Here is a 24,627-nt window from a genome sequence, read left to right as displayed (position 1 = left end):
ATTCTCCCATCACGCCGCGTTATTGCGCTTTTTTATCTATTCTTTCAGTCAATATTCCTAAAACTTTTCAATAGTTTCTAAAAAGAAGCCGCGCGGCGCTGCATGCGTTTATTTCTTTTTCATGAACGGCATGTGCATGGAGAATAATATGTCATCATCAAATGAGAAAAATAATCGTTATCTTTTAACTGACTGGAAACCAGAGAACCCCGGCTTTTGGGAAAATAAAGGCAAGCACATTGCGCGCAGAAACCTCTGGATATCAGTAAGTTGTCTGCTGCTTGCGTTCTGCGTCTGGATGTTGTTTAGCGCCGTAGCCGTCAATCTGAATAAAATTGGTTTTAATTTCACCACCGACCAACTGTTTTTATTAACGGCATTGCCATCTCTTTCTGGTGCAATATTACGCGTGCCCTACTCCTTTATGGTACCTATATTTGGTGGGCGTCGTTGGACCATTTTTAGCACGATTATTCTGGTTATTCCCTGCGTCTGGCTCGGATTTGCCGTGCAAAATACCGCTACTCCGTTTGGAGTATTTATAATCATTGCGCTGATGTGTGGTTTTGCTGGCGCTAACTTTGCCTCCAGCATGGGCAATATCAGCTTTTTCTTCCCCAAAGCGAAGCAAGGTAGCGCATTAGGCGTTAACGGTGGTCTCGGCAACCTCGGCGTCAGCGTGATGCAGTTGATCGCGCCACTGGTGATCTTTCTGCCCATATTTACCTTTTTGGGCGTACAGGGCGTACCGCAAGCTGACGGCTCGTTATTGTCGCTGGCCAATGCAGCATGGATATGGGTGCCGTTACTGCTGATAGCCACCGTGGCAGCGGGCATGGGAATGAACGACATTGCCAGCTCGAAGGCCTCAATTGCCTCCCAGCTACCGGTACTCAAGCGTTTTCATCTGTGGTTATTAAGTCTGCTGTATCTCGCCACCTTCGGTTCATTTATCGGTTTTTCGGCAGGCTTTGCCATGCTGGCGAAAACCCAGTTCCCCGACGTGAATATCCTGCAACTGGCGTTCTTCGGCCCCTTCATCGGCGCGCTTGCACGATCGGCGGGTGGTGTTATCTCTGACAAGTTTGGTGGTGTGCGTGTCACCTTAATTAACTTCATCTTTATGGCACTGTTCAGCGCCCTGCTGTTTCTCACTTTGCCCGGCTCGGGCGAAGGTAGCTTTATCGCGTTTTACCTGGTGTTTATGGGCTTGTTCCTGACCGCGGGTTTGGGCAGCGGTTCAACCTTCCAGATGATTGCGGTGATCTTTCGCAAAATCACAATTTATCGGGTGAAGCTGCATGGTGGTACCGAAGAACAGGCTCAGCGGGAAGCGGTAACCGATACCGCCGCCGCCCTGGGATTTATTTCCGCTATTGGCGCAGTGGGGGGCTTCTTCATTCCTAAAGCGTTTGGCTCATCGCTGGCGTTGACCGGCTCTCCGGTGGGTGCCATGAAAATATTCCTCGTGTTTTACATCGTCTGCGTGCTGGTGACCTGGTTGGTCTATGGCCGTAAATCACAAAAAAAATAACAAAATGGATACCGCAGGATCGGACATTTAGGTAGGCCGGATCAGGCCTGGAGTTCGATTCACCGTCGGCAATATTATCGAAGCAGGAGTTATGTCATGAGTAAACTGTTAGACCGCTTTCGCTACTTTAAACAAAAGGGCGATACGTTTGCCGAGGGGCACGGGCAAGTGATGCATACCAACCGGGACTGGGAAGACAGCTATCGTCAGCGCTGGCAGTTCGACAAAATTGTGCGTTCTACCCACGGCGTTAACTGTACCGGCTCATGCAGCTGGAAGATCTACGTTAAAAACGGGCTGGTGACCTGGGAAACGCAGCAAACCGACTACCCGCGTACTCGTCCTGACCTGCCAAATCATGAGCCCCGTGGCTGTCCACGCGGCGCCAGCTACTCGTGGTATCTCTATAGCGCTAACCGCCTGAAATATCCCCTGGTGCGTAAACGCTTAATCGAATTGTGGCGCGACGCCCTCTCCCACCAACCCGATCCGGTGCTGGCCTGGGAATCCATTATGAACGACCCGCAAAAATGCCAGAGCTACAAGCAGGTACGCGGGCGCGGTGGATTTATCCGTTCGAACTGGAAAGAGCTTAATCAGCTGATTGCTGCCGCCAACGTCTGGACGGTGAAAACCTACGGCCCGGATCGCGTGGTCGGCTTCTCCCCGATCCCGGCGATGTCGATGGTTTCCTATGCCGCCGGCACTCGCTATCTCTCGCTAATCGGCGGAACATGTCTGAGTTTCTATGACTGGTACTGCGACTTACCGCCCGCGTCACCGATGACCTGGGGCGAGCAGACCGACGTTCCTGAATCCGCCGACTGGTATAACTCCAGCTATATCATCGCCTGGGGTTCTAACGTGCCGCAGACTCGTACCCCGGATGCGCACTTTTTCACAGAAGTACGCTACAAAGGCACCAAGACGATTGCCATTACGCCGGATTACTCGGAAGTCGCCAAACTGTGCGATCAGTGGCTGGCACCCAAACAAGGAACAGACAGCGCGCTGGCAATGGCGATGGGCCACGTCATCCTGAAAGAGTTCCACCTCGACAATCCCAGCGATTATTTCCTCAATTACTGTCGTCGCTATACCGACATGCCGATGCTGGTTTTACTGGATGCCCGCGAAGATGGCAGCTACGTGCCTGGACGCATGATGCGTGCTTCAGACCTTGTCGATGGCCTGGGTGAAAGCAACAATCCGGAGTGGAAAACGGTAGCCTTTAACAGCGCTGGCGAACTGGTTGTCCCGAACGGATCTATCGGTTTTCGCTGGGGGGAAAAAGGCAAATGGAACCTGGAACCACTGGCGGCTGGCGCTGAAACTGAACTTTCTCTTTCGCTGCTTGGTCAGCATGATGAAGTAACCGGCGTGGCATTCCCCTATTTTGGCGGCAACGAAAACCCACATTTTCGCAGTGTAAAACAAGAACCGGTGCTGATCCGTCAACTACCGGTAAAACATCTTACCCTCGCTGACGGTAGCCGTTGCCCGGTGGTGAGCGTCTATGATCTGGTGCTGGCGAATTATGGCCTCGATCGTGGTCTGGATGACGTTCATAGCGCGCAAGATTACAGCGAAGTGAAAGCCTACACCCCGGCCTGGGGCGAGCAAATTACCGGTGTGCCACGCCGTCATATCGAACAGATCGCCCGTGAGTTTGCCGATACGGCGCACAAAACGCATGGCCGTTCGATGATCATTCTCGGGGCTGGCGTCAACCACTGGTATCACATGGATATGAACTACCGTGGCATGATTAATATCCTCGTGTTCTGTGGCTGTGTGGGACAAAGCGGCGGCGGCTGGGCGCACTATGTGGGTCAGGAGAAACTGCGTCCGCAAACCGGTTGGTTGCCGCTGGCCTTTGCGCTGGACTGGAACCGACCACCGCGTCAGATGAACAGCACTTCGTTTTTCTACAACCATTCCAGCCAGTGGCGTTATGAAAAACTTACCGCGCAGGAACTCCTCTCTCCACTGGCCGATGCGTCGAAGTTTAGCGGACATTTGATTGACTTTAACGTGCGGGCTGAAAGGATGGGCTGGCTGCCGTCTGCGCCGCAGCTTAACCTCAACCCTTTGACTGTTAAAGCAAAAGCCGAACAAGCAGGGCTATCTCCTGCGCAATACACCGCACAGGCGCTGAAGTCAGGTGATATTCGTTTTGCCTGCGAACAGCCAGATAACGGCAAAAACCATCCGCGCAACCTCTTCGTCTGGCGCTCTAACCTGCTCGGCTCCTCCGGTAAAGGGCATGAATACATGCTCAAATATTTGCTGGGTACCGAAAGCGGGATCCAGGGGGAAGCGCTCGGTTCAAGCGAGGGTATTAAACCTGAAGAGGTTGAATGGCAGTCAGCGGCGATAGAGGGCAAGCTCGATCTGCTGGTCACGCTCGATTTCCGTATGTCCAGTACCTGTTTGTTCTCCGATATCGTTCTGCCAACCGCTACCTGGTATGAAAAAGACGATATGAATACCTCGGATATGCATCCGTTTATTCACCCGTTGTCTGCGGCGGTCGACCCGGCATGGGAATCGAAGAGCGACTGGGAAATTTATAAAGGCATCGCCAAAGTATTTTCTGAGGTTTGCGTCGGACACCTTGGACAAGAAACGGATGTGGTATTGCAACCGCTGCAACACGACTCTCCGGCAGAGCTGGCGCAGCCGTTTGACATTCAGGACTGGCGCAAAGGCGAATGCGATCTCCTCCCGGGCAAAACGGCACCGAATATCGCCGTTGTGGAGCGTGACTACCCCGCCACCTACGAACGCTTTACTTCACTTGGCCCGCTCATGGACAAACTCGGTAACGGCGGGAAAGGCATTGCGTGGAATACCCAGGCGGAAGTCGATTTCCTCGGCAAGCTGAACTACACCAAGCGCGAAGGCCCGGCAAAAGGACGCCCGCTGATTGACACCGCGCTGGATGCCTCTGAGGTGATCCTCGCCCTGGCACCGGAAACAAACGGTCAGGTGGCGGTGAAAGCCTGGGAAGCGCTGGGGGCGATGACCGGACGCGACCATACGCATCTGGCGTTGAACAAAGAAGACGAAAAGATCCGTTTTCGCGATATCCAGGCGCAGCCGCGCAAAATCATCTCCAGCCCCACCTGGTCCGGGTTGGAAAGTGAACATGTTTCCTATAACGCAGGCTATACCAACGTCCACGAGCTGATCCCATGGCGTACTCTGTCCGGTCGCCAGCAGCTGTATCAGGATCATGCGTGGATGCGAGCGTTCGGTGAAAGTCTGGTGGCGTATCGTCCACCTATCGATACCCGCAGCGTCAGTGAAATGCGCGAGGTTCCGCCTAACGGCTTCCCGGAAAAAGCGCTCAACTTCCTGACGCCGCACCAGAAATGGGGGATCCATTCCACCTATAGCGAAAACCTGCTGATGCTGACGCTGTCGCGCGGCGGACCGATTGTCTGGATCAGTGAAACCGATGCCAAAGAGCTGGGCATTGAGGATAACGACTGGATTGAAGCCTTCAACGCCAACGGTGCGCTCACCGCGCGTGCAGTGGTGAGTCAACGCGTGCCACCGGGAATGACCATGATGTATCACGCTCAGGAGCGAATCATGAATATCCCTGGCTCAGAGGTGACCGGGATGCGCGGCGGGATCCATAACTCGGTGACCCGCGTCTGCCCGAAACCCACGCACATGATAGGTGGCTATGCGCAGCTGGCATACAGCTTCAACTATTACGGTACGGTCGGCTCTAACCGCGATGAGTTCATCATGATTAGAAAAATGAAAAATATTAACTGGCTGGATGATGAAGGTCGCGATCAGGTACAGGAGGCGAAAAAATGAAAATACGCTCACAGGTAGGCATGGTTCTTAATCTGGATAAGTGCATCGGCTGCCACACCTGCTCCGTTACCTGCAAAAACGTCTGGACCGGACGTGAAGGGATGGAATACGCGTGGTTTAACAACGTCGAGACTAAACCGGGGATTGGTTATCCGAAGAACTGGGAAGATCAGGAAGAGTGGCAAGGCGGCTGGGTTCGCGATGTTAACGGCAAAATAAGACCGCGTCTGGGCGGCAAGATGGGCGTAATCACCAAAATTTTCGCCAACCCGGTGATCCCGCAAATTGACGACTACTATGAACCGTTTACCTACGATTATCAGCATCTGCATAGCGCGCCGGAAAGCAAGAATCAGCCCACCGCACGCCCACGTTCGCTGATCGATGGTAAACGGATGGACAAGATTATCTGGGGTCCAAACTGGGAAGAACTGCTTGGCGGTGAATTTTCAAAACGTGCCCGCGACCGTAACTTCGAGAAGATGCAAAAGGAGATGTACGGCCAGTTCGAAAACACCTTCATGATGTATTTACCGCGCCTGTGCGAGCACTGCCTGAATCCAAGCTGTGTCGCCACCTGCCCAAGCGGTGCTATCTATAAGCGTGAAGAAGACGGCATTGTGCTGATCGACCAGGACAAATGTCGCGGCTGGCGCTTGTGCATCAGCGGCTGTCCGTACAAGAAAATCTATTTTAACTGGAAGAGCGGTAAGTCAGAGAAGTGCATTTTCTGCTATCCGCGTATTGAGTCCGGCCAGCCGACGGTATGTTCGGAAACCTGCGTTGGACGTATCCGTTATCTCGGCGTATTGCTGTACGACGCCGACCGCATCGAAGAAGCGGCCAGCACCGAGCATGAAACCGATCTCTATGAGCGTCAGTGCGATGTGTTCCTCAATCCGCACGATCCGGCGGTCATTGAAGAGGCGTTAAAACAAGGTATTCCGCACAACGTCATCGAAGCGGCCCAACGTTCGCCAGTCTACAAAATGGCGATGGACTGGAAACTGGCGCTGCCGCTGCACCCGGAATATCGCACCCTGCCGATGGTCTGGTATGTACCGCCATTGTCACCGATTCAGTCGGTCGCCGACGCGGGCGGACTGCCGCACAATGGCAACATTTTGCCGGCGGTTGAGTCGCTGCGAATTCCGGTTCAGTACCTCGCCAACATGCTCAGTGCGGGTGATACCGGTCCGGTGCTGCGCGCGCTGAAACGTATGATGGCCATGCGCCACTATATGCGTGCGCAAACAGTGGAAGGCGTGACGGACACCCGCGCGATTGAGGAAGTAGGTTTGACCGTTGAGCAGGTTGAAGAGATGTATCGCTATCTGGCCATCGCCAACTATGAGGACCGCTTTGTGATCCCGACCAGCCACCGTGAAATGGCGCGCGATGCCTTCCCGGAGAAAAACGGCTGCGGATTTACTTTCGGTGACGGCTGCCATGGCTCAGATACCAAATTCAACCTGTTTAACAGTAGCCGTATTGATGCCATCGACATCACCGAAGTGCGCGATAAAGCGGAGGGTGAATAATGCAAATCCTGAAGGTTATCGGCCTGCTGATGGAATATCCCGACGAGCTGCTGTGGGAGTGTAAAGACGACGCGCTGGCGCTTGTGGCCAGCGATGCCCCCATGCTTACCGAATTTAGCCAGGGGTTGCTCAATGCGCCACTGCTGGATAAACAAGCGGAATGGTGCGAAATCTTTGACCGGGGCCGGGCCACCTCTCTGCTGCTGTTTGAGCACGTGCACGCCGAGTCCCGTGACCGGGGTCAGGCGATGGTTGATCTGCTGGCGCAGTATGAAAAGGTCGGGCTACAGCTCGACTGCCGCGAACTACCGGATCATCTGCCGTTGTATCTGGAGTATTTGAGCGTGTTGCCGGAGGCCCAGGCCAAAGAAGGACTGCAGAACGTTGCCCCCATTCTGGCGCTGCTTGGCGGTCGTTTAAAACAGCGCGATACGACGTGGTATCAGTTGTTTGATGCCCTGCTGCTGCTTGCCGGAAGCCCTCTTTCAAGTGACAGTGTCACTAAGCAGGTTGGTGCTGAAACCCGCGATGATACCCGTCAGGCGTTGGATGCGGTGTGGGAAGAGGAACAGGTGAAGTTTATCGAGGATAACGCCACCGCCTGCGACAGTTCACCGTTACAAAACTATCAACGACGCTTTAGCCAGGACGTGGCGCCGCAGTATGTCGACGTCAGCGCGGGAGGCCCGAAATGATACAGTACCTGAACGTCTTTTTTTACGATATCTACCCGTACCTGTGCGGTACGGTGTTTATCCTCGGCAGTTGGCTACGCTATGACTACGGGCAATACACCTGGCGCGCCTCTTCCAGCCAGATGCTGGACAAACGCGGCATGGTGCTGTGGTCAAACCTGTTCCACATCGGCATTCTGGGGATCTTTTTCGGTCACCTGTTCGGCATGCTAACGCCGCACTGGATGTATGCCTGGTTCCTGCCGATTGCGGTGAAACAACAGATGGCGATGATTGCCGGTGGGCTTTGTGGCGTACTGACGCTGGTTGGTGGCGCAGGTTTGCTGGTGCGGCGTCTGACCAACCCGCGCATTCGTGCAACGTCTTCCACCGCTGATATTCTGATCCTTTGCGTTCTGCTGATTCAGTGTATCCTCGGCTTAACCACCATCCCGTTCTCCGCACAGCATCCTGACGGCAGTGAAATGCTGAAACTGGTTGGTTGGGCGCAGTCAGTGGTGACTTTCCAGGGCGGCGCATCTGCACATCTGGATGGTGTGGCGTTGATTTTCCGTGTGCACCTGGTTCTGGGGATGACTATCTTCCTGCTATTCCCGTTCACCCGTCTGGTCCACGTATGGAGTGCGCCGTTTGAGTACTTCACTCGCCGCTATCAGATAGTGCGTTCCCGCCGATAATTGAACTCTGATGCCCGGTAGCGCTTGCGCTTACCGGGCCTGCATCGCTATCCCGCTTTTTGTACGTTATGATGCTTCTCCATTTCAGGGAGAACGCTAATGAAACCACAGGTTTACCACGTCGATGCCTTTACCCCGGTCCCTTTTCGCGGCAACTCAGCAGGTGTGGTTTTACATGCTGATGGGCTGAGTGACGCGCAGATGCAGCTCATCGCTCGCGAGCTGCGTCATTCAGAAACCGCATTTCTGCTGACCAGTGACGACAGCGATGTTCGCATCCGCTATTTCACCCCGACGGTCGAAGTTCCTATCTGTGGGCATGCTACCGTCGCCGCGCATTATGTGCGGGCCAAGGTGCTGGGTCTGGGCAACTGCATGGTCTGGCAAACCTCGCTGGCCGGACGTCATCGGGTGGATATTGACGCTACCGGGAATGACTATCGCATGAGCCTTGAGCAAGGTGAACCGGGTTTTGAACCTCCGCTGGAGGGCGCTGTTCGTACTGCGATTCTCGATGCGCTGCACCTGAGCGAAGACGATATGCTGGCAGGCTTACCCATTCAGGTTGCCACGACCGGACATTCGAAAGTGATGATTCCACTGAAACCCGAGGTGGACCTTGACGCCCTTTCCCCTGATTTACCGGCTTTGACCGCCATCAGCCAGCAAATTGGCTGTAACGGCTTTTTCCCTTTTCAAATCCGCGAGGGCGAAAACGCCACTGATGGCCGCATGTTTTCACCTGCTATTGGTATTGTGGAAGACCCGGTTACCGGCAATGCCAACGGTCCAATGGGCGCGTGGCTGGTCCACCATGGGCTGATGGCGCATGATGGGAAAACGTTACGAGTTCAGGGGCATCAGGGCCGTGCGCTCGGGCGCGACGGGATTGTTGATGTGACGGTGACTATCCGTGAAAACCAGCCGGAAAAAGTCACCATTACCGGTTCGGCGGTGATCCTGTTTCACGCAGAATGGGCGATAGATTTTTAATTGTTCCCGAAGGCCGGATAAGGCGATGACGCCGTATCCGGCATGACTTCCGATGCCCCTATTTCCCCGCCTCCGGATGCGTATCAAACGCCGCCATGACCGTCGCCAGCTCATCTTCGGTAAATCCATGCTTCACGTCATCCACACCCAGTCCAAATCGTTCTTGCAACAACGCATACAAACTGGCGACGTCAGGCAAATTAATCTGCTCTACCGCATGTCCATCCTGATAATGGGTAAAGTGAAAATTGGTTAACGTTAATTTCCCGCCGTCGGGCAGATGACGGCACATCAGCAGATGATGGCGAAAATGTGATTGCGGCCAGTGTGCGGACCAGAAGTTGCCCATCAGATAATCGCTCTGATGCTGCACGACCAGATCGAAACGATACATTGACTGCCAGTGTTCGTGATGACGGAACTGGAGGATCCAATCTTCACCTTCCTGAATCAGCCGATATTCGCCGTGTGGCGTCTTCTGCTCAGTGTTAGCCAGCAGACGAATTGGTGCTGTCAGCGTTTGCCCGCCGAAACCAACGTCGGCGATCCACTGCTCTCCCTGCAATTCAACCAGCAACAGACGATGCGTGCGCGGCGGCAGGCTTGACGGATTTGCCAGTACCACGCGACCGAGAAGGCTACGTACGTTAAAACCGATTTCGCGTAACGCGCGCTCAAACACGCCGTTCTGTTCAAAGCAATAACCGCCACGACGCGCCGTTACCAGCTTCTCTTCCAGCGACAAATCGTCAAGCTGCATCTCTCTTGGCAGTAATACATCCAGGTTTTCAAAGGGAATTGCGCTGTTGTGCAGTAGATGTAGCGCTTGCAAGGTTTCAAGGTTGACGTTGGCCGAACCTGACCAGCAAATACGGGCAAAATAAGCGGTTAAAAAAGGCGTCATACGGAGTTCCTGTTCGATTAATGCAGTACTTATAACGTATTTTTCGTTTTACGCTGTCGATTTTGTGCGTTGTTAATTCCTGTGAGGCGACAAAATCGCTAATACCGTTAATATCTATGTTTATTGTGGTGTGTTATCTCTCAGCCAAGGAGCATCCATGAGCCATTTTCGTCCGATCGAATTAAAACATGCCAGCCGGCTACTCAATCATGGCCCAACGATATTGATAACCAGCCGGGATGAGCATACCGAGCGGCGAAATGTGATGGCTGCGGCATGGTCAATGCCCGTGGAATTTGAGCCGCCGCGGGTAGCAATTGTTGTTGATAAGACCGCCTGGTCGCGGGATCTCATTGAACGTAGCGGTAAATTCGGCATCGTTATTCCGGGTATCGCCGCCGTCAACTGGACCTGGGCCGTAGGCAGCGTTTCCGGTCGCGTGGAGGATAAATTCAACTGTTACGGCATTCCCGTGGTGCAAGGACCCGTGCTAGGTTTACCGCTGATAGAAGCGAAATGTCTGGCCTGGATGGAGTGTCGCCTGTTGCCAGCCACGGCGGCACAGGAAAAATATGACACTCTGTTTGGGGAAGTGGTCTCCGCTGCTGCTGATGAGCGAGCCTTCGTGGAAGGACGCTGGCAGTTTGATGATGGCAAGCTCAATACTCTGCATCACCTTGGGGCCGGAACGTTTATCTCCAGCGGGAAACGCATTATCGCAGGTGAATGATAGTATGCTAACGGATGGCAGTTCTGCTCTGTCATCCGCAACTGTTTTCTTAAAACTTCTGAAAAACCAGTTAGATAAATTACTCTGCCTTCCTTGCCTAATCATTCATGTGAATTATAGTTAATCTTGCACTAACTCAAATACCTAATCGAAACGCTATCCGTCAAAGCAGCATCCCCAACTGTACTTTTGAAGTGTCAGAGAGGTTTTACGATGCAACTTAATAGAATCGCACAAAGTTTTATACTTGCTGGGTTACTCACATCGTTTTCTGTTCCCCTTATGGCCGCTGAAGCCCCCAAAGACGCTACAGCCGCCACGCAACAAGCCAACAACGCGCTTTACAATCAACTGCCCTTCTCCGATAACACCGACTTTACCGACGCCCATAAAGGCTTTATCGCCCCACTCCCGCAGGACGTGATCAAGGGCGAGCAGGGAAATGTTATCTGGAATCCGCAGCAGTACGCGTTCATCAAAGAAGGCGATAAAGCCCCGGATACGGTAAACCCGAGCCTGTGGCGTCAATCTCAGTTGATCAACATCAGCGGGCTGTTTGAAGTAACGGATGGCGTTTACCAGATTCGTAACCTCGATCTGTCAAACATGACCATTATTGAAGGTAAAGAAGGCATCACCGTTGTTGACCCGCTGGTCTCGGCAGAAACGGCCAAAGTCGGGATGGATCTTTACTTTAAAAACCGCGGTAAAAAACCAGTTGTTGCGGTGATTTATACCCACAGCCACGTTGACCATTACGGCGGCGTACGCGGCGTTGTCGATGAAGCCGACGTTAAAGCGGGCAACGTGAAAGTTTATGCGCCAGCCGGCTTTATGGAAGCCGCGGTCGCTGAGAATATCATGGCCGGTAACGTCATGAGCCGCCGCGCGAGCTACATGTACGGCAACCTACTCAAACCTGATGCCAAAGGCCAGGTCGGCGCGGGACTGGGAACCACGACCTCCGCGGGAACCGTTACCCTGATTGCGCCAACAAATATCATTGAGAAAGATGGACAAAAAGAGGTCATCGATGGCCTGACCTATGACTTCATGCTGGCTCCGGGTTCCGAAGCACCATCGGAAATGCTGTGGTACATCGAAGAGAAGAAACTGATTGAATCCGCAGAAGATGTTACCCACACCCTGCACAACACCTACTCCCTGCGCGGAGCCAAAATTCGTGAGCCGCTGCCGTGGTCCAAATACATCAACGAAGCGATTGTGCGCTGGGGTGATAAAGCCGAGGTGCTGATGGCGCAGCACCACTGGCCAACCTGGGGTAATGACAAGGTGGTCAGCCTGCTGAAAAGTCAGCGCGATCTGTATCGTTACATCAACGACCAGACGCTACGCATGGCTAACGAAGGTCTGACCCGCGATGAAATCGCTGCCAACTTTAAGCTGCCGGACTCACTGGCACATACCTGGGCTAACCGCGGTTACTATGGCTCAGTGAGCCATGACGTAAAAGCGACCTATGTGCTCTATCTCGGCTGGTTTGACGGCAACCCGGCAACGCTGGATGAGCTGCCGCCGGAAGAGTCTGCGAAGAAATTTGTCGACTACATGGGTGGTGCGGACGCCATTTTGCAGAAAGCAAAAGCAGACTATGACCAGGGCAACTACCGCTGGGTGGCACAGGTGGTAAGCAAAGTCGTGTTTGCCGATCCAAATAACCAGGCCGCACGTAATCTGGAAGCAGATGCGCTTGAGCAACTGGGTTATCAGGCTGAATCCGGCCCGTGGCGTAACTTCTACCTGACCGGCGCGCAAGAGCTGCGTAACGGCGTGGTCAAAGGCCCAACCCCGAATACCGCCAGCCCGGATACCGTTCGTGCTATGACGCCGGAAATGTTCTTCGATTATCTGGCAGTGCATATTAACGGACAAAAAGCGGGTGATGCGAAGTCAGTGTTTAACATCGATCTTGGCAGTGATGGCGGTAAATATAAGCTTGAGCTGGAGAATGGCGTCCTGAACCATACCGCCAATGCCGAAGCGAAAGATGCCGATGCTACGATCACGCTTAATCGCGATACGCTGAACAAAATCATCCTCAAGGAAGTGACGCTGAAACAGGCACAAGACAGCGGTGACGTGAAGATAACCGGTGACGGCGCCAAGCTTGATGCCATGCTCGGCTATATGGATAAATTCGAATTCTGGTTCAACATCGTTACGCCATAAGCACAACGAAAACGGGCGGAAATCCGCCCGTTTTTTCTTACATACTGTAGCCAGGTTTTTTAATTAATCTCGCCATCTGCGGCACAATTTCCTTATCCCACACGGCCTGCCACGCCTCTGGCTCAACTTCATTGAGCGCCACGCTGACTGAACTGTCTTTGCTTTGCAAATGACGAATAATAACCTCGGTAATATCCGCCGCCAGGGCGGTTTTCTGTTCGTCGGTAAGAGAGCGAGGAAAACATTTAATATCAACGTGCGGCATAGCAGATTCCTTATTGTTTTGGGTTGCAGGTAACTTATGCGGACTCTCGTTCTACCAGATGAAAACCGACATCAATAATATCGTCTTCACGCGGAATTTGTTCGATACGATCGGCAAGCAGTGAGGCAGCACGTTGCCCGATGGCCCGTCTGTCGACGCTGACGGTGGTGATGGCGGGCCGATTGCTGGCAGCAAAATCCAGATCGCCAAAACCGATTACCGCCAACTCTTGCGGCACGCGTATACCGCGACTTTCGGCCTCCATGATCGCCCCCTGGGCTAGCGTATCAGAGCTACAGACAATGACATCAAACTCGCGCTCCGCCAATAGCTGCGTTAATCCAGTGCGTCCCAATGCCAGAGAGGCCGGTAGCGGGACGTCCACCTGTGCGTCAGCCGCAATACCATGACGACTCAACGCATCGCACAGTCCTTGTTTACGCTGGCCTGCCCGGCGATCGGCAGTCCATAACAACCCCGGACGTCGATAGCCTTTATTCAGCAGATAGTCTGCCACCGCTTGCCCGACCTTTTCATGCGAAAAACCGACCAGCATATCGATGGGTGTTGGGGTTAAATCCCAGATTTCCACGACCGGGATGGCCGCATTAAGAATCACTTTTTTCAGCTCAGCGGTATGATGAATACCGGTGAGTACTACACCATCCGGGCGACGAGAAAGCAGCGTCGCCACCAGCTCCGCCTCTGTTTGCGGCGTATAACCCGACACGCAGAGCAAAATGTGGTATCCGCGTTCTGCCAGTTCATCACTTAATGACTGGATGGTATCGACAAACATATTGTTGTTAATTTGCGGAATAACCACGGCGATAAGCTTGCTGCGACGCGACGCCAGTCCCCCAGCCAGTGCGTTGGGAATATAGCCGGTGGCGCGCACCGCCTGCATCACTTTTTCAACCGTTTTCGGGCGCACCAGTTGCGGGGTATTCAACGCCCTGCTCACCGTCATGGGTGACAATCCCGCGGTACGGGCAACATCTTCCAGCGTGGGAGCGCGCGGTGGTTTGGGATTTTTCACTGTCGATGCCCTTGTCAAAAATCGCTGATTTATCCTGGCATTATTCATCATGATTTTGGCTATTGCCAGCGTTGCTCAGTGATAACGCAGGGAAAACAGCAGCTTAGTTAATTATCGCCACTCACAATGATAGCGCAATCACAATGATTTGTGCATTTCTCCATAAAGTACTGGAATGTGACGTCGTTTATAATTTACCACCCTTCTCTCTCTGAATTTGTGAGCAATTGTTCAAATCGCAGTCAATTCGCTGGCACAGTAATTGCGCTAACATTAAAAATGATAGCGCAATCATTTGTTATCACCAGGAGAGAACAATATGTCTTTAAGTGCCAATTCCGATGCCGTGACCTATGCCAAATCGGCTAACGCTAAAACCGCAGCAGAAACCGGTGACCGTATTGAATGGGTAAAACTGTCTCTGGCTTTCCTTCCTCTGGCAACACCCGTGAGCGATGCCAAAGTGCTCACCGGTCGCCAGAAACCGCTAACTGAAGTCGCCATAATCATCGCCGAGATCCGCAGCCGCGACGGGTTTGAAGGCGTGGGATTTAGTTACTCCAAGCGGGCTGGCGGCCAGGGAATCTATGCGCATGCCAAAGAAATTGCCGATAACCTGTTAGGCGAAGATCCAAACGATATTGACAAGATCTACACCAAGCTGCTGTGGGCGGGCGCTTCCGTGGGACGCAGTGGCATGGCGGTACAGGCCATCTCCCCTATCGATATCGCTTTATGGGATATGAAGGCCAAACGTGCAGGATTGCCGCTGGCAAAACTGCTTGGCGCGCATCGGGACTCCGTGCAGTGCTACAACACCTCCGGCGGATTCCTGCATACGCCGCTGGATCAGGTGCTAAAAAACGTGGTTATTTCCCGTGAAAACGGCATTGGTGGTATCAAACTCAAGGTTGGTCAGCCAAACTGCGCCGAGGATATTCGCCGCTTGACCGCGGTGCGTGAAGCGCTGGGGGATGACTTCCCGCTAATGGTCGATGCCAATCAGCAGTGGGATCGGGAAACCGCCATCCGTATGGGACGTAAAATGGAGCAGTTCAATCTAATCTGGATTGAAGAGCCGCTGGACGCCTACGATGTTGAAGGTCACGCCCAACTGGCCGCCGCGCTTGATACCCCGATTGCCACCGGTGAAATGCTGACCAGCTTCCGCGAACATGAACAGCTGATCCTCGGCAATGCCAGCGATTTTGTGCAGCCCGATGCACCGCGTGTGGGAGGGATTTCACCGTTCCTGAAAATTATGGACCTGGCGGCTAAACATGGTCGCAAACTGGCTCCGCACTTCGCTATGGAAGTTCACCTGCATCTGTCCGCCGCTTATCCGCTTGAACCATGGCTGGAGCATTTCGAATGGCTGAACCCGTTATTTAACGAACAACTTGAGCTGCGCGATGGCCGGATGTGGGTTTCCGATCGTCACGGTCTGGGCTTCAGCATCAGCGAGCAGGCGCGCCGCTGGACGCAATTAACCTGCGAGTTTGGCAAACGTCCTTAATTAATTTGGCGGGTAAGCAATACCCGCCATCCTCCCCTACAAAAACGCTCTCAACCTTATGAAAGGAGTGGGTGATGAACACAATAATAAAGCGTACAAAAGTGCGTTACGGCATTCTGATATTTCTGTTTCTTGCGACCGTATTTAATTACGCCGATCGCGCGACGTTATCCGTCGTGGCGCCGATTATGAGCAAAGAATTAGGTTTTGATCCTGAAGCAATGGGGCTGGCCTTTTCTGCCTTCGGTATTTCTTATGTCATTATGCAACTACCCGGCGGCTGGCTGCTGGATCGCTATGGCTCGCGTCTGGTATACGGCTGCGCACTGATTGGCTGGTCGCTGGTGACTATGTTTCAGGGCACCATTTATCTGTACGCCAGCCCGCTTGTCGTATTGATTATCTTACGATTACTGATGGGTGCGATTGAAGCTCCGGCCTTTCCGGCCAATAGCCGATTAAGCGTGCAGTGGTTTCCTAATAACGAACGGGGCTTTGTTACCTCTGTCTATCAGGCCGCGCAATATATCTCGTTAGGGATTATTACGCCGCTAATGACGATTATTTTGCATAATCTCAGTTGGCACTTTGTGTTTTATTACATTGGGGCAATAGGCGTTATTCTTGGCATCTTCTGGTTGGTCAAAGTAAGAGACCCTATGCATCATCCAAAGGTGAACCAGCAGGAAATTGACTATATTCGGGAAGGCGGTGGTGAACCGTCGCTGGGTAATAAAAAAGAACCACAGAAGATTACCTTTGCGCAAATTAAAAGCGTCTGCGTCAACCGCATGATGATTGGCGTATATATCGGACAGTTCTGCGTGACATCCATTACCTGGTTCTTCCTGACCTGGTTCCCTACTTATCTGTATCAGGCGAAAGGCATGTCGATCCTCAAAGTGGGGTTTGTCGCCAGTATCCCTGCCATTGCCGGTTTTATCGGTGGATTATTAGGCGGTGTTTTCTCCGACTGGCTTTTAAAGCGCGGCTACAGCCTGACGATTGCCCGTAAGCTGCCGGTTATCTGCGGAATGCTGCTTTCCTGCGTCATCGTTATCGCCAACTACACCTCGTCAGAATTTGTGGTGATCACGGCGATGAGTCTGGCGTTTTTCGCCAAAGGTTTTGGCAATCTGGGATGGTGCGTACTTAGCGATACCTCGCCAAAAGAAGTGCTCGGTATTGCAGGTGGCGTTTTCAATATGTGCGGCAATATGGCCAGTATCATCACGCCACTGGTGATCGGCATCATTCTGGCGAATACCCAGTCTTTTGATTACGCCATTCTGTACGTCGGTTCGATGGGGCTGATTGGCTTGATTTCTTATCTGTTTATCGTGGGTCCATTGGATCGTATTACGCTGACCCCTTCTGTCGCGTAATTTAAAACTTATGGCGATAGTTCGCCCGCTGTTCCGGGATTTGCACTCCTGCGGAACAGCGTTTTTTACTCAAATAATCTTATTGCTTTTCAGTACGGTACGCAGCCTCGGATGCTGACAAACTGCATCGGCGATGGCGCTAATATTCGGCGTGTTGTCCTGAAACCAGTCATGCCCTGGTCCCCAGGTGCGCATAACGGCAATGTAAATGTCTAGCAGTGTTAGCTGATCCCCAAATGCGTACGGCTCGGCGCTTAGCTGGTTGTTCAGCCACATATAGAGGGATTTACGGTACTCAATGCAGTTCTTTTTCAACTGCGCCGGGGCGTCCGGTACCCATCGGTCAGGATAATCGGCATAGGTAAACGTGGGATAGACATTTGCCACCAACCATATCAGCAGACGCTGAAACTGCTGGCGTTCGGCGTGTCCAACGGGTGGTGAAAGTTCGGGGCGACGATCGAGGATCATCAGCGCGATCGCCGCCGTTTCCGTCAACACGCTGCCATTTTCCAGTACCAGCGTGGGCACCTGGCATAGTGGATTCATTGTTTTAAGCAACTCCCGCGAAGGACCATCGCTGTCAAAACCGTCCACATCAATAAAGCTGTAAGGGATCTCCGCCAGTGTGAGCATCACTTCACTGATGGCCGATCCCCAGCCCGGTACCCCATAGACCTTAATCATGCTGCAACCCCCAACGTTAAAACCCTAAGTGTAGAGCAGCATTCGGCAACCTATGCAGACATGATTATTACTTTCATAATAACAATGGTCGAATACCGGGAGAGAATAAGCAATGCGTTCCAGTATGTTTGAATACATGAACATTTTTGTACAGGTTGTTGAGCAAGGTGGATTTGCCAGAGCCGCAGATGTGTTACACCTGCACCGCCCTGCGGTGACCAAAGCTATCCAACATCTTGAAGACGATCTGGGGGCAAAGTTGCTTAACCGCACGACTCGTAAAGTGAGTCTGACAGAAGAAGGTGATGCCTTTTACCAACGCACAAAAATCCTGCTCAGTGACGTTGATGACATCATGGCTTCTTTTTCACCTGCCCGCCCGCCGCGCGGAAAACTCAGGGTTAATGCACCTCTGTCGCTGGCGCACTCCGTGTTAGTTCCTGCGCTGAAAGATTTCCAGTCGCGATATCCTGACATCGAGATGGTACTCACCTCCACCGACCGTAGAATCGATATGCTTGCCGAAGGCATCGACTGCATGATCCGTATTGGCGAGCTACAAGATTCGACCTTGATCTCCAGGCGGCTTGGTGAGGTCAAAATGGTGACCTGTGCTTCACCGGATTATCTGCAAAAACAGGGGGTGCCGCAGGTACCAGAGGATTTATCCCGACACCAGGCGCTTAACTTTTTTAGCGAGCGTCATCGCGAAGCGCTGGAATGGACCTTCGTCAACAGAGGTAAAACCGAATCGTTCACCCCCGCAGGGCGGATAAGCGTTGATAACTCCGATATTCTGTTGACCGGCTGCTTATCTGGACTCGGCATTATACGTGGCGTTCATGCTGTCCTTGCGCCCTATCTTCAGTCAGGCCAGCTTGTTGAGGTGCTGGCCGATTATACCGGAGAATCAAAACCAGTTTCGGTGCTTTACCCGGACAGACGTCATCTCGCCCCTCGGGTTCGGGTATTCATTGACTGGTTATGCGAACTTTTTAGCCAACAAAAACCGCGACTTCAGGGATTATTACAAAATAAGTAATAGTGAAGTTCCGCAACAACGGTTTTTCACTCTCATCTGAGTCGTTAAATTGTGCAGACCCAATACAGAACAATTTACTGAGGTCTGCTATGTCTAAGGTCGTAGTTTTTAATCAAATTGGTGGCGCTGAAGTCCTGAAGATTCAGGAGATGCAGGTTCCCGCGCCTGATGCAAATGAGGTTCAGATCCGCGTGCGGGCTATTGGTATCAACCGTGCGGAAGTTATGTACCGCACCGGACAGTATATTTACCAACCTAATTTCCCGGCGCGATTGGGTTATGAAGCTTCCGGAGTCATTGAATCAGTGGGAGACAACGTACGTGAGTTTGCACCTGGCGATTACGTTAGCGTCATCCCGGCATTCAGCTTTCATCAATATGGAATGTATGGTGAAGTCGTTAATGCCCCCGCTCACGCGGTCGTAAAGCATCCACAAAACCTGAGCTTTACCGAGGCTGCTGCCAGCTGGATGATGTATGTGACCGCTTTCGGTGCGCTGGTTGAATATGCGGATATTAAGCCCGGTGATAACGTGCTGATCAATGCTGCTTCCAGCAGCGTCGGACTGGCGGCAATTCAGATTGCTAACATGCGGGGAGCAAAACCGATTGCGATGACACGGACCAGTGAGAAACGTGATCAGTTGCTGCAACGGGGCGCGGCAGAGGTTATTGCAAGCCAGGAGCAGGATCTGGTGACCGAGATTCAGCGGATTACTGAGGGCAAAGGAACCCGCGTGGTGTTCGATCCGGTCGGTGGCCCAGCGGTGGCAAAAATTGCCCAAGTGATGCCAGCCGGTGGGATCTTTTTCCAGTATGGTTCGCTTGATTCACGTGACCTTTCTATCCCGGTCATTGAGATACTTGGTCGCCATCTGACCTTCCGCGGCTATGAGATTTTCGAAATCACCACGGACGCAGAAAAACTTGCGCGGGCGAAACGGTTTATCTTTGAAGGATTGCAGTCTGGCCAGCTCAAGCCGCTGATTGATAAAACCTTTGCCTTTGATGATATCGTCGAAGCACATCAATACATGGAAGCCAACGGCCAGGTAGGCAAAATCGTCGTCACTCTGTAACCTCTGTGCGGCACAGCCTTGTGCCGCATTGTGTCTCAAAGCACTTTCGACAAAAACTGCTGAGTGCGCGTGTGGCTTGGATGATTCAGCACTTGCTCGCTGCTGCCCTGCTCGATGATTTTGCCATCGACCATAAACACCACCTGATCCGCCACTTCCCGGGCGAAGCCAATCTCATGCGTTACCACAACCAGCGTGGTTCCCGACTTCGCCAGCGCTTTAATGACATCCAGTACTTCACCGACCAGTTCAGGATCCAGTGCAGATGTAGGCTCATCAAACAGCATGACGCGCGGATTTAACGCCAGCGCACGGGCAATAGCGATACGCTGCTGCTGACCTCCGGATAAGTGACGCGACCAGGCATCGGCTTTATTCCGTAACCCTACTGCATCAAGCAGAGTTAATGCCCGCTCGGTGGCGGTTTTACGCGTTGCCAGTCCGTGCGCAATGGGCGCTTCAATCAGATTCTCCAGAACCGTTAAGTGCGGGAACAGATTAAAGTTCTGGAACACATAGCCGACGTTAACGCGCTGGCGCAAAATTTCCGCCTCTTTCAGCTCATACAGCTTGTCTCCCTGCCGACGATAGCCAATGTAATCGCCATCGATTTGAATAAACCCCTCATCGACGCGTTCCAGATGGTTGATGGCCCGCAGGAGTGTGGATTTCCCTGAACCGGACGGGCCAAGAATAACCGTTACCGTACCGGGAGGGATCTCCAGCGACACATTATCCAGCGCTTTGTGGCGACCAAAGTATTTGCTAACGCCGGTAATAGAAATATGGCCTTCAGGCGAGCGGGACATGGACGGCCTCCTGCTGTGGACGTTGACGACTGCGTTTTTCTGCACGCCTCACCCGGGTTGTGTTGATCGCTGAACGTCGTTCGCTGCGTGCCAACGCACGTTCAACCAGGTGCTGAATTAACGACAGGACGCTGGTGATCACCAGATACCATACCGCACCCACCATCAGCAGCGGGATCACTTCCTGCGTGCGGTTATATATCATCTGGATGGTGTAGAACAGCTCCGGCATTGCCAGCACATATACCATCGCCGTCCCTTTCGCCAGGCTGATGATTTCATTGAATCCAGCAGGCAAAATGGTGCGCAGCGCCTGCGGCAGAATAATCCGCAGCGTACGTCGCCCTGCTGGTAAGCCCAGTGCTGCCGCTGCCTCGTACTGACCGTGATCGACCCCTAAAAATCCACCCCGAATAATTTCAGCGGTATAGGCGCTTTGCACCAGCGTCAGGCCAACCACCGCAGTGGAAAACTGACCGAGTACATTGATGGTCTCAAAACTTCCCCACTGAATGGGAGTGAACGGAATACCAATCGTCAACGTGTCGTACAGATAGGAGAAGTTGTACAAAACGATCAGCACCACAATCAGCGGTAACGAACGAAACAGCCAGATGTATCCCCATGCCAGACCGTTCAACAGCCAGGAAGATGAAAGCCGCGCCAACGCCAGCAGACCGCCGATGACAATACTCAACAGCGTCCCGATCAGCGTCAGTAACAGCGTTTGCCCGAGGCCGGACAAGATAACCGGATCAAAGAACCAGCGGGCAAACACGCTCCATTCCCAGCGCGGATTAAACGCCACGGACTGGAGAATTACCGCAAGGGCAAATAAGGCAATGACCGCGCCTACGGTACGCATGGGATAACGTGCCGGTACGACTCTAATGCTATCTGTCGTTTTCATTTTCTCTCCTCAGGCGATTCTGGCCTGACCGGCAATAGTCAGCAGTTTGGTAAAGCGCAGTCGTCCATCAAACGGCGGCAGGCTGTACTCTTCGGGATCGCGCGTCGTATCAAATTGCGGATCGTAGCCCTGGCTTAAATAAAGTCTGACGGCCTCCGGCTGGCGAAATCCCGTGGTCAGATAAATCCGGCTGTAGCCTGCGAGCAGCGCTCTACGTTCCAGTTCCTGCACCACCCGCGCCGCCAGCCCCTGCTGACGCAGGCTGCTTTTTGTCCAGATACGCTTAATCTCGGCGGTGTCCTTGTCGTAAGGTTTGTAAGCCCCGGTGGCGATAATTTCGCCGCGGCGCTCCAGTACCACAAAAAGTCCCTGCGGCGCCAGATACCATTCGGTCAGTTCCACTTCAGCGTCGCGAGAAAAGTAATCGCCATAGCGGGCGGCATATTCACCGAACAGACCGTTCAAAATGGGCTGCAGCTCGCTGGCTTCCGGTGAGAGCACGCGAAATTGATCGCTCACGATGACCTCCTTAGTCGCCTAAACCGGCCGGGTTGATTTCAGATTGTGGAATGCGTTCCACCCCTTCTCCCCAGCGATTCAGCACCTTGTCATAGTCGCCGTTGCCAATCACGCCGTTGAGGGCGGTTTGTACCGGCAGAACCAGACCGCTGTCTTTTTTCAGCGTCACAGCGATATGTGCCGCTTTTGGCCAACCGCCATCAACGCTACCCACTAATTGCGTTTTACCGTTGAGTGCAGCTTTCCACGCGCCGATTACATTAGGACCGAAGTAGGCATCGGCGCGGCCTGACTGTAGGGCCAGGGTTTGCGCGGCATCATCTTTGGTATATACCGGCGTAAACGGCTGTAACCCTTTCTTCACGTTCTCATCGTTCCAGGCCAACAGAATGGCTTCCTGATTAGTCCCCGAACCGACGATAATGCGTAGTCCTGCGATATCTTCCGCCTGCTCGATTTTCTTCAGCTTGCTACCGGTTTTGACATAAAAGCCAAGAGAGTCCTTCCGATACGTCGCGAAATCGAATTTTTCTTTGCGTGCTTTGGTGACGGTAATATTGCTGATCGCGGCATCGTATTTGCCGGAAGTGACGCCCAGCGGCCAGTCTTCCCATGACGTAGGTACAACGTTGAGTTCCAGCCCCAAACTGTCAGCCACCAGACGCGCGATATCCGCCTCGCTGCCGATCAGCGTTTTATTGTCATCGGCAAAGACGGTCAGCGGCGGCTGGCTGAGCCCGGCAATCGCCACGGTGAATTTACCCGGTACGGCCAGGTGCAGGTTTGCGGGCAACTGCGCAATCGCCTGCGGATTCTTAGCTGTATTGATCGGCGCTTTATTGGCTTCCAGACTTACGCCGGTGCCGTTAATCGTCACCTCATTTGCCCAAACGGTCGCGCTTAAAGCCAGTGACAGCGCGAGAAACACTGATTTTTTCTGCATAGCGTTTTTCTCTTATTGTGTGAATTGATTTGCAGGTGTCGCTAATCCCAGGCTTGCGCGCAGGGTCGTACCGGGATATTCATGGCGGAACAGGCCGCGCGCCTGAAGCACGGGGACAACCTGTTCGACAAAACGCGGGAAGGTATCCGGCGTTCCGCCCTGGATGATAAAACCGTCTGCGGCTTTTTCGTCGAACCACTGCTGCAGGCCGTCGGCAACCTGTTGTGGCGTGCCGCTGAAACGTGGACGTGGACTGGCCGCTTCCAGAGCAACCTGACGAAGTGTTAAACCACGCTCGCGTGCGTTGCGTTTGATCTCATCAGTCGTACTGCGAAAGCTGTTTTGTCCGAGAGAGCCCAGATCCGGGAACGGTGCGTCCAGCGGATATTGGGCAAAATCATGATGTTCAAAGTAGCGGCCAAGATAGTTCAGCGCGTCAGTAACGGAGACCAGCGCAGCGGTAGTCTGATACTGCTGCTCAACGTCTTCTGCGCTGTCGCCAACAATAACGCTGACGCCCTGGAATATATGCAGTTGTTCGGGATGTCGTCCGGCGACTTCCAGCTGGCTTTTTACATCCTGATAGAAAGCTTTAGCCTCTGCCAGCGACTCCTGATGGGTAAAAATGGCATCAGCATGCTGCGCCGCTAATTTTTTACCATCTGCTGAAGCGCCCGCCTGAAATATAATCGGACGACCTTGTGGTGTACGCCCAATATTTAAGGGCCCGGCAACCTGGAAATAATCTCCATGATGATTAAGCGTATGCAGTTTTTGCGGATTAAAAAATTCCCCACTTGTTTTATTACGGGTAAAAGCATCATCTTCCCAGGAATCCCACAGCCCTTTCACTACCTGTAAATATTCATCGGCAATACGATAACGCTGGGCATGCTCTGGATGCTGAGCGCGAGAATAGTTTTTTGCCGATCCTTCCAGAGGCGACGTCACCACGTTCCAACCCGCGCGCCCCTTGCTGAGATGGTCCAGGCTAGCGAACTGCCGTGCGGTCGTAAACGGCTCGCTGTATGATGTGGACACCGTGCCAACCAGCCCCAGATTCGTGGTGATACTGGCCAAAGCGGATAATACTGTCAGCGGCTCAAAACGATTTAAAAAGTGCGGGATTGATTTTTCATTAATATACAGACCATCGGCGACAAAAATAAAATCCAGCTTCCCTTTTTCCGCAATAAGCGCCGTCTCTTTGACAAAATCAAAATTAATACTGGCATCAGCCTGAGCCGCCGGATGGCGCCATGCGGACATATTTCCCGATGCGCCATGTAGAATAGTGCCGAGCCGTAGTTTCCGATTTTCAGCCATAATAAC

General features: G+C 52.9%; 21 protein-coding genes. 12 read left to right on the top strand and 9 right to left on the bottom strand.

Annotated elements, in window-relative coordinates; genetic code table 11:
* Positions 1-148: 148 nt before the first annotated feature.
* The 6 genes from OGY04_RS05970 (at position 149) to OGY04_RS05945 (ending at position 9,277) form a co-directional block, all read left to right on the top strand.
* On the top strand, positions 149-1,534 hold the full coding sequence (locus OGY04_RS05970; RefSeq protein WP_008784805.1) for a NarK family nitrate/nitrite MFS transporter: 1,386 nt from the start codon (positions 149-151) through the stop codon (positions 1,532-1,534).
* 96 nt (positions 1,535-1,630) lie between these two features.
* Entirely contained in the window at positions 1,631-5,371 is a 3,741-nt protein-coding gene (locus OGY04_RS05965; protein ID WP_060682192.1) for a nitrate reductase subunit alpha, read from the top strand.
* On the top strand, positions 5,368-6,912 hold the full coding sequence (gene narH / locus OGY04_RS05960; protein ID WP_008784807.1) for a nitrate reductase subunit beta: 1,545 nt from the start codon (positions 5,368-5,370) through the stop codon (positions 6,910-6,912). The genes OGY04_RS05965 and narH overlap by 4 nt, the downstream gene beginning before the upstream one ends.
* The gene (gene narW, locus OGY04_RS05955; protein WP_286584945.1) at positions 6,912-7,607 is read left to right on the top strand and encodes a nitrate reductase molybdenum cofactor assembly chaperone; all 696 of its coding nucleotides are present in this window, start codon (positions 6,912-6,914) and stop codon (positions 7,605-7,607) included. Before narH ends, narW begins: the two co-directional genes overlap by 1 nt.
* Positions 7,604-8,284 (top strand): respiratory nitrate reductase subunit gamma, encoded by a 681-nt coding sequence (gene narI, locus OGY04_RS05950; RefSeq protein WP_003833047.1) that lies wholly within the window; start codon positions 7,604-7,606, stop codon positions 8,282-8,284. Before narW ends, narI begins: the two co-directional genes overlap by 4 nt.
* A 99-nt stretch (positions 8,285-8,383) precedes the next feature.
* A complete protein-coding gene (locus OGY04_RS05945; RefSeq protein ID WP_286584942.1) occupies positions 8,384-9,277 on the top strand; it encodes a PhzF family isomerase in 894 nt (297 codons plus the stop codon).
* 58 nt (positions 9,278-9,335) lie between these two features.
* On the opposite strand, the gene nhoA is transcribed toward OGY04_RS05945, so the two are convergent.
* Entirely contained in the window at positions 9,336-10,181 is an 846-nt protein-coding gene (gene nhoA / locus OGY04_RS05940) for an N-hydroxyarylamine O-acetyltransferase (RefSeq protein ID WP_286584940.1), read from the bottom strand.
* A 157-nt stretch (positions 10,182-10,338) separates the two neighbouring features.
* Between nhoA and OGY04_RS05935 the strand changes: the two genes are divergently transcribed.
* Positions 10,339-10,911: a flavin reductase family protein gene (locus OGY04_RS05935; RefSeq protein WP_003833054.1), complete on the top strand. Its 573-nt coding sequence runs from the start codon at positions 10,339-10,341 to the stop codon at positions 10,909-10,911.
* A 213-nt stretch (positions 10,912-11,124) separates the two neighbouring features.
* A complete protein-coding gene (locus tag OGY04_RS05930) occupies positions 11,125-13,101 on the top strand; it encodes an alkyl/aryl-sulfatase (RefSeq protein WP_286584938.1) in 1,977 nt (658 codons plus the stop codon).
* 37 nt (positions 13,102-13,138) lie between these two features.
* Here the strand turns inward: OGY04_RS05930 and pptA are convergent, their stop codons facing one another.
* Together pptA and OGY04_RS05920 are read right to left on the bottom strand one after the other, a co-directional pair.
* Positions 13,139-13,366 carry a tautomerase PptA gene (gene pptA, locus OGY04_RS05925; protein ID WP_032943490.1) on the bottom strand — a complete coding sequence of 76 codons (228 nt, stop codon included), beginning with the start codon at positions 13,364-13,366 and terminating at the stop codon, positions 13,139-13,141.
* A 34-nt stretch (positions 13,367-13,400) separates the two neighbouring features.
* Complete coding sequence (locus OGY04_RS05920) at positions 13,401-14,405, bottom strand: LacI family DNA-binding transcriptional regulator (RefSeq protein WP_162623432.1); 1,005 nt, start codon at positions 14,403-14,405, stop codon at positions 13,401-13,403.
* A 319-nt stretch (positions 14,406-14,724) separates the two neighbouring features.
* Between OGY04_RS05920 and OGY04_RS05915 the strand changes: the two genes are divergently transcribed.
* The gene (locus OGY04_RS05915; protein WP_032943493.1) at positions 14,725-15,921 is read left to right on the top strand and encodes an L-talarate/galactarate dehydratase; all 1,197 of its coding nucleotides are present in this window, start codon (positions 14,725-14,727) and stop codon (positions 15,919-15,921) included.
* A 74-nt stretch (positions 15,922-15,995) separates the two neighbouring features.
* On the top strand, positions 15,996-17,306 hold the full coding sequence (locus OGY04_RS05910; protein ID WP_218659242.1) for an MFS transporter: 1,311 nt from the start codon (positions 15,996-15,998) through the stop codon (positions 17,304-17,306).
* A gap of 69 nt (positions 17,307-17,375) precedes the next feature.
* Here the strand turns inward: OGY04_RS05910 and OGY04_RS05905 are convergent, their stop codons facing one another.
* Positions 17,376-17,993 (bottom strand): glutathione S-transferase family protein, encoded by a 618-nt coding sequence (locus OGY04_RS05905; protein ID WP_126318050.1) that lies wholly within the window; start codon positions 17,991-17,993, stop codon positions 17,376-17,378.
* 112 nt (positions 17,994-18,105) lie between these two features.
* Here OGY04_RS05905 and OGY04_RS05900 point away from each other — a divergent pair, with 112 nt between their 5' ends.
* Together OGY04_RS05900 and OGY04_RS05895 are read left to right on the top strand one after the other, a co-directional pair.
* Positions 18,106-19,035 (top strand): LysR family transcriptional regulator, encoded by a 930-nt coding sequence (locus tag OGY04_RS05900; protein ID WP_020996394.1) that lies wholly within the window; start codon positions 18,106-18,108, stop codon positions 19,033-19,035.
* A gap of 89 nt (positions 19,036-19,124) precedes the next feature.
* Positions 19,125-20,114, top strand: a complete 990-nt coding sequence (locus OGY04_RS05895; protein ID WP_284884894.1) for a zinc-dependent alcohol dehydrogenase family protein — start codon at positions 19,125-19,127, stop codon at positions 20,112-20,114.
* A gap of 35 nt (positions 20,115-20,149) precedes the next feature.
* Here OGY04_RS05895 and OGY04_RS05890 read toward each other — a convergent pair whose 3' ends face one another.
* The 5 genes from OGY04_RS05890 to OGY04_RS23200 are packed head-to-tail and all read right to left on the bottom strand — an operon-like array spanning position 20,150 to position 24,621.
* Positions 20,150-20,923, bottom strand: coding sequence for an amino acid ABC transporter ATP-binding protein (locus tag OGY04_RS05890; RefSeq protein ID WP_279850606.1), 774 nt, complete (start codon positions 20,921-20,923; stop codon positions 20,150-20,152).
* Positions 20,907-21,833: an amino acid ABC transporter permease gene (locus OGY04_RS05885; RefSeq protein WP_048214165.1), complete on the bottom strand. Its 927-nt coding sequence runs from the start codon at positions 21,831-21,833 to the stop codon at positions 20,907-20,909. Before OGY04_RS05885 ends, OGY04_RS05890 begins: the two co-directional genes overlap by 17 nt.
* Before the next feature lie 9 nt (positions 21,834-21,842).
* Positions 21,843-22,352, bottom strand: a complete 510-nt coding sequence (locus OGY04_RS05880; protein WP_003833076.1) for a GNAT family N-acetyltransferase — start codon at positions 22,350-22,352, stop codon at positions 21,843-21,845.
* 10 nt (positions 22,353-22,362) lie between these two features.
* Positions 22,363-23,295: an ABC transporter substrate-binding protein gene (locus OGY04_RS23205; RefSeq protein ID WP_079934057.1), complete on the bottom strand. Its 933-nt coding sequence runs from the start codon at positions 23,293-23,295 to the stop codon at positions 22,363-22,365.
* 12 nt (positions 23,296-23,307) lie between these two features.
* The gene (locus OGY04_RS23200) at positions 23,308-24,621 is read right to left on the bottom strand and encodes an LLM class flavin-dependent oxidoreductase (protein WP_502872398.1); all 1,314 of its coding nucleotides are present in this window, start codon (positions 24,619-24,621) and stop codon (positions 23,308-23,310) included.
* Positions 24,622-24,627 lie beyond the last annotated feature (6 nt).

Source organism: Citrobacter sp. Cpo091 (genome assembly GCF_030332645.1).
In the GTDB taxonomy this organism is placed as follows: Bacteria; Pseudomonadota; Gammaproteobacteria; order Enterobacterales; family Enterobacteriaceae; genus Citrobacter; species Citrobacter portucalensis.
This window is presented reverse-complemented; position numbering and strand designations above follow the sequence as displayed.